This window comes from Paraburkholderia sediminicola (assembly GCF_046026895.1).
In the GTDB taxonomy this organism is placed as follows: Bacteria; Pseudomonadota; Gammaproteobacteria; order Burkholderiales; family Burkholderiaceae; genus Paraburkholderia; species Paraburkholderia sediminicola_C.
In genome coordinates this window covers 99,441-105,577 of sequence record NZ_JAQQEU010000026.1, presented here as the reverse complement: position 1 = coordinate 105,577, position 6,137 = coordinate 99,441, and the positions used below count along the sequence as shown (strand labels likewise).

Below are 6,137 nucleotides of genomic sequence, written 5' to 3'. Positions count from 1 at the left end.
CACCAATCGGTGTCCTTTTTTTCTCGCAGCCGCTCTTGCGTCAATCACGCCATCGGAATTAGGCGCTCCAACTCAGGCGCCCAACTCCGAAGCCGATGCCACGTGCTTCGTATTGGAGTCGGCGTCGTCCTGCTCGGAATCCGGCGTCTTCGACGGCGTCGCCGCGCTCGACGGATGGCCACTCCCAAGCGTCACCTGCACACGCTTGCCGCCACCGGCAGCAACCGCCGCTGTATTCGTATTGGCCGATGCGGTCAGAACCGGCGCTTGCGTTGCGTTGATCGGCACCTTGCGGCCGCGCGCCACGTCACGCAGACGGCCACGCTCGGCCATCACCTTGGCGCCGTAGCCGCCGTCGTCCTGCGTGCTCGAACCGACATACAGCCGCAAGCCGCCCGGCAACGAGCCGCCGCGGGCGATGCAATCCTTCAGCACCAGCGCGCCCACCTTGATGTTCGCGACCGGCTCGAGCGCTGCGGCCTCGCCGCCGAAATACTGGAATTTGTCCGAATGCACTTTGGACATCACCTGCATCAGACCTTGCGCGCCCACGCCACTCTCGGCGTACGGGTTGAAGCCCGATTCGATCGCCATCACCGACAGCAGCAGCAGCGGATCGAGACCGACTTCGCGGCCGGTATCGAACGCCGCCTTCACGAGCTCGCTGACGGGCTCCTGAGCCACGCGATAACGCCGCGCCAGGTAAGTCGCGACCAGATTCTGCTCGCGGTGCGAAACCAGCACGCGATCGTCGCGCGCTTCGGCCGACACCCGCTGGGCCGGGATCAGGCGCGCCAACTCGCTGACGCTTTGCATCGTACGCGGATCGAGCCCATTGAGCGCCGCGACGCCCAGGCCGGTCGAACCGGAGCTGTCGAAAGCGCCGTCGAAGCTGGTGTTACCCACCGTGAAGCTGGTGCTGCCGTTGTTCGCCGCGGTTGCGGTCTCGGCGCCATTCGGCGAGTTGGACGACAGCGAGTCGTCGGACGGCGCAGCAGCGTTGCTGGGCGGCCCGAAGGACGGCAGCGGATTGCCTTGCAGCAGACGGGCGGGGCCCGCCTGCACAGCGGCGGAGATGACCGGCATCAGCCGCGCGGCCAAGGTGCCGCGCCAGGCCGGCATCAGCCACAGTGCGATTGCCAGCACGACAGCGATACCGCCGACGATGCTGAACAGGTGATGACTCATTCGCGTCCCGCGACGCAATACACCGCGCACAACTTGCGCGATTCGCGCATCGGGACGCCACGATAACCAGGCGTTCATTCAGATCTCCCATGTTGCATGATCCGCGAACTCCGCCAATAGATGAAAACGGCGGCACCACACGTTCGAAGAGTCAAGACATCGCGTGCTCTGTCTGGTTAGGGCAGCAGCGACGTCGGGAAAACGGCAAATACCGTCTGTGGGGAGCCATCTTGAAATGGCCCGCGCCATGCCAAAAGAGCATGCAGGCGTTGGCTCCCACGCGAAAAAACCAGCGTCGGCAAGCGCTGGTGAGAAATTCAATAGCCGCCAAATACCGTGCAGGGGCGGTAATGCGGTGACGCGTTGCGTCAGATGGGACCGGGGGCAGTGGTAAAAATGTTCACGCCCTGCAACCAATGTGACCGGATTCTATGCAGGGTTTTATAGATCGTCAACACTATGAAACAGAAAATGTATAACTATTTGTAATAATGAACGGTGTTCAGTCCGCCGAAAACCGCGCGGCATGCGCCTTTTGCGCGATCTGCACTCCGCCGTTCCGCCTAGGCCATTTGGTCGATCTACGTGCGCTAGCCAACGCAGGTAAAATCGACAATTCCGCTGGCGCCGCGCACCCCGCCCCGCCCTTTCCTTTCGCCGCCAACGCGGCACTGAACCGCAACAGATGAAATACAAAGACCTGCGCGATTTCGTCCGCCGCCTCGAAACGATCGGTGAACTGCGCCGTATCTCGCAACCGGTGTCGCCCAAGCTGGAAATGACCGAACTGTGCGACCGCGTGTTGCGCGCCGGCGGCCCCGCGTTGTTGTTCGAGAGCAAAGCCCAGTATGGGTTCCCGGTGCTCGGCAACCTGTTCGGCACGCCGCGCCGGGTCGCCCTCGGCATGGGTGTCGATGCGCAAGCCGGCGAAGGCGACGGCGCGGCGCTGGAATCGTTGCGCGACGTCGGCCGGCTACTCTCCGCGCTGAAGGAGCCGGAGCCGCCGAAGGGGCTCAAAGACGCGGGCAAACTTTTTTCGCTGGCCAAGGCGGTGTGGGACATGGCGCCCAAGACGGTGAGCGCGCCGCCGTGCCAGGAAATTGTCTGGGAGGGCCATGACGTCGACCTCGCCAGGCTGCCGATTCAGACCTGCTGGCCAGGCGACGCCGGACCGTTGATCACATGGGGCCTGACCGTCACGAAAGGGCCGAACAAGAGCCGACAAAATTTAGGAATATATCGCCAGCAATTGATCGGCCGTAACAAACTGATCATGCGCTGGCTCGCGCATCGCGGCGGCGCCCTCGATTTCCGCGAATTCGCGCTGCGCAATCCCGGCAAGCCGTATCCAGTGGCGGTGGTGCTCGGCGCCGATCCGGCGACGATCCTCGGCGCGGTCACGCCGGTGCCCGACACGCTGTCCGAATACCAGTTCGCCGGCCTCCTGCGCGGCGCACGGACCGAGCTTGCGAAGTGCCTCACGCCGGGCGTCGACGGCCTGCAGGTGCCCGCGCGCGCGGAAATCGTGCTCGAAGGCTTCATCTATCCGCAGGAGGGCACGCCCTCGCCCGCGCCCGCAGGCGCGCCGCCGCGACCCGTCAAGGGCGCGTCGGCGGGCTACGAACATGCGCTCGAAGGCCCGTACGGCGACCATACCGGCTACTACAACGAGCAGGAGTGGTTTCCGGTCTTCACGGTCGAGCGCGTCACGATGCGGCGCGACGCGATCTACCACTCCACCTACACCGGCAAACCGCCCGACGAACCCGCGGTGCTCGGCGTCGCGCTCAACGAGGTGTTCGTGCCGCTGCTGCAAAAGCAGTTCGCCGAAATCACCGATTTCTATTTGCCCCCCGAAGGCTGCAGCTACCGCATGGCGATCGTGCAGATGAAGAAGAGCTACCCCGGCCACGCCAAGCGCGTGATGTTCGGCGTGTGGAGCTTTCTGCGGCAGTTCATGTATACGAAGTTCATTGTGGTGGTCGACGAGGACGTCAATATCCGCGACTGGAAGGAAGTGATCTGGGCGATCACCACGCGCATCGATCCGGCGCGCGACACGGTGCTGGTGGATCGCACGCCGATCGACTATCTGGATTTCGCGTCGCCCGTGGCGGGCCTCGGCTCGAAGATGGGGCTCGACGCGACCAACAAGTGGCCCGGCGAAACCGACCGCGAGTGGGGCCGCCCGATCGTGATGGACGACGCGGTCAAGCAGCGTGTCGATACCTTGTGGAACGAGTTGGGCCTGTAAGGCGAGCCGTAACAACAAAAAAATGGAGCAGTTGCACTGATGCACGCCTTTTCAATGATGTCGGACGGTTTTTTTCTGTCGTTGTCGCTGTGCCTGGATATCGGTCTCGTGAACGTCGCGATCATTTCGCTGACGTTGTCGCATGGTTTCAAGCCGGGCTTCTGGCTCGGCCTCGGCTCCTGCATCGGTGATCTGATCTACGCGGCGCTCGCGCTCGCGGGCATGGCCGCGCTGCTGCAGTTCGAGTCGGTGCGCTGGGTGGTATGGATCGGCGGCGCGGCGATCCTGCTATTCCTGACTTGGAAGATGGCGCGCGAAGCGATGTTCCCGGCAGCGGCACCGGCGGTGGCAGGCGGCAGCGACGCCGCTGCGCCGCATCTTTCGCCCTGGCGCGGTTTTTTGCGTGGTGTGCTGCTGGCCGTGTCGTCGCCGTCGGCGATTCTGTGGTTCGCGGCGGTCGGTGGCGCGTTGATCGCGAAAGCGGGGGCCACCAGCCCGACAACCGCGCTGGTGTTCCTCGGTGGATTTTTTCTCGGCGGTCTGAGCTGGACGCTCTTTATCTGCGGACTCGGCAGTCACGGGCGCAAGCGCGCGGGCGCTGGTTTGCTGCGCGCCTGCCACGTACTATCCGCGCTGCTGTTCGCGTATTTCTCGTACAGCGTGATCGTCAATGGGTATCGCGATCTGATCGTGCAGACCTCGCAGGTGGCGAGCTGATAAAAAAACGGCTTGCGTCGGCAAGCCGTTTTCTCCAATCGGGTTCGCGCCGTTCGCTCAGGCGAGAAACTGTGCGAGTTTGGGCAGATCGACGTTGCCGCCGCTGACCACCACCCCAACCCGCTTGCCCCTCACCGGCACGATGCCGTTGAGCACCGCCGCCGCGGCCAGACAACCCGTGGGCTCGACCACCATCTTCATGCGTTGCGCGAAAAAGCGCATCGTGTCGATCAACTGCTCGTCGCTGACGGTCTCGATCCGCGCCACCCGCTCGCGGATGATCGCGAACGTGTAGTGGCCGAGATGCGTGGAGGCAGCGCCGTCGGCGATCGTGCGCGGCGTGTCGATATGCACGATCTCGCCGCGCGCGAGCGATTGCTGGCCGTCGTTGCCGGCTTCCGGCTCCACGCCGATCACCATGCACGCCGGGCTCAGTTCCGCCGCCGACAACGCGCTGCCGCCGAGCAATCCGCCGCCGCCCAGGCACACGACGAGCGTGTCGAGCGGACCGGTTTCATCGATCAACTCTTTCACCGCGGTGCCCTGGCCGGCGATCACGTGCGGATGGTCGTACGGCGGAATCAGCGTCATGCCGCGCTCTTGCGCAAGCCGCCGACCAATCTCTTCGCGGTTCTCGGTATAGCGATCGTAGGTGATCACTTCGCCGCCATACCCCTTGGTCGCCGCGACCTTGGCCGCGGGCGCGTCGTGCGGCATGACGATCGTCGCGTGGATGCCGGCAAGGCGAGCCGACAGCGCGATGGCCTGCGCATGATTGCCCGACGAATAGGTCAGCACGCCCGCTTTGCGCTGCACCGCATCGAAGTGTGAAATCGCGTTATAGGCGCCGCGAAACTTGAACGCGCCCATGCGTTGGAAATTTTCACACTTGAAAAAGACCGACGCCCCCGTGCGCTCGTCGAATGTACTCGAGGTCAGCACGGGGGTACGGTGGGCGACGCCTTCGAGCCGCGCTGCGGCGTCGAGTACGTCGTCGAAAGTGGGAGCGGGAAGCGCTTGCATCGGCGAAACTCTCCTGAGCGGTGGCGAAACAGCCATTCTCCCAGCTTCGTCCATGCTTTGGAACGCCGCCCTTGTGCGCGCAGGAATGAAACAAACGTGGAAACAAAAACGGCGTAACCCGGCAATCAAGCCGGCGCTACGCCGCGGGCGATCACGCTTTGCCTGCCGCGGTTAGCGGCGGTAATACCCGTGACCGTAATAACCGTGGTAATAGCCGTGACGATAATACGGATACGGACGGCCATAGCCGTAATAGCCACCCACCACGACGGGCGGCGGCGCGTACACGACAGGTGGCGCATAAACCGGCGGCGGCGGTGCGTAATAGACTGGCGGCGGCGCTGCATATACCGGATAAGCCGGCGCGACCGGAACCCCAATGCCGATACCAACGGAAACATGGGCCTCTGCCGCCCCGGCGAGTCCCAAGCCGATTGCAGCAACGACAAACGGAACGATCTTTTTCACTTTATTCTCCTAGCGCGACCTATCAAGGACGCCGACTGCGCATGCCTTGCATGCTCTTTAATCAATGTATCGAAAAAGCCCGGGCGTATCTGTTCGCATTTGTTGCAAATTGCAATGGGCGCCAATGGGCCGTCATTCAGCCCCGATTCGCGCGAGCGCGTCCGGTCACGCCGCGGCGGCGTTTTGAACTGAAGATCAAGGGTTTGGGCGGCGTCAACGCGCGTAGAGCACCGGTTCATGCGGCGCGCGCCATTTCCGGCTTCGCGTTTCGGTAATCTTTGATTACAAATTAGCTTCAATACTGACAACGCAACCGTGCTGACAACCCTACCGAGCCGCCAATAAAAAATGCCCGGCGAATCGCCGGGCATTTCTCACCAGTCAACGCAGCGGATTCAGCCCACTTTCACGTACGCAAATTCGCGGGACACGCTGGGCGGAACGTACGCGCCGCTAATGCGAACGCGCGGAGTCAGGCGCTTTTTCT

General features: G+C 63.2%; 5 protein-coding genes. 2 read left to right on the top strand and 3 right to left on the bottom strand.

The window, feature by feature from the left end:
- Positions 1 to 72 precede the first annotated feature (72 nt).
- Positions 73 to 1,266 carry a transglycosylase SLT domain-containing protein gene (locus PQR02_RS19650; RefSeq protein ID WP_408234420.1) on the bottom strand — a complete coding sequence of 398 codons (1,194 nt, stop codon included), beginning with the start codon at positions 1,264 to 1,266 and terminating at the stop codon, positions 73 to 75.
- Positions 1,267 to 1,873: 607 nt separating this feature from the next.
- Here PQR02_RS19650 and PQR02_RS19645 point away from each other — a divergent pair.
- Together PQR02_RS19645 and PQR02_RS19640 are read left to right on the top strand one after the other, a co-directional pair.
- A complete protein-coding gene (locus PQR02_RS19645) occupies positions 1,874 to 3,442 on the top strand; it encodes a UbiD family decarboxylase (protein ID WP_408234417.1) in 1,569 nt (522 codons plus the stop codon).
- Between the two features lie 39 nt (positions 3,443 to 3,481).
- Positions 3,482 to 4,159, top strand: a complete 678-nt coding sequence (locus PQR02_RS19640) for a LysE family translocator (protein ID WP_408234414.1) — start codon at positions 3,482 to 3,484, stop codon at positions 4,157 to 4,159.
- A 57-nt stretch (positions 4,160 to 4,216) separates the two neighbouring features.
- Here PQR02_RS19640 and PQR02_RS19635 read toward each other — a convergent pair whose 3' ends face one another.
- Entirely contained in the window at positions 4,217 to 5,182 is a 966-nt protein-coding gene (locus PQR02_RS19635) for a threo-3-hydroxy-L-aspartate ammonia-lyase (RefSeq protein WP_408234412.1), read from the bottom strand.
- Between the two features lie 171 nt (positions 5,183 to 5,353).
- Positions 5,354 to 5,650: a hypothetical protein gene (locus PQR02_RS19630; protein ID WP_408234410.1), complete on the bottom strand. Its 297-nt coding sequence runs from the start codon at positions 5,648 to 5,650 to the stop codon at positions 5,354 to 5,356.
- Between the last annotated feature and the right edge of the window lie 487 nt (positions 5,651 to 6,137).

Coding starts and splice junctions, on each gene's coding strand:
- PQR02_RS19650 (WP_408234420.1), bottom strand. CDS start 1,266: ATGAACGCCTGGTTATCGTGGCGTCCCGATGCGCGAATCGCGCAAGTT.
- PQR02_RS19645 (WP_408234417.1), top strand. CDS start 1,874: ATGAAATACAAAGACCTGCGCGATTTCGTCCGCCGCCTCGAAACGATC.
- PQR02_RS19640 (WP_408234414.1), top strand. CDS start 3,482: ATGCACGCCTTTTCAATGATGTCGGACGGTTTTTTTCTGTCGTTGTCG.
- PQR02_RS19635 (WP_408234412.1), bottom strand. CDS start 5,182: ATGCAAGCGCTTCCCGCTCCCACTTTCGACGACGTACTCGACGCCGCA.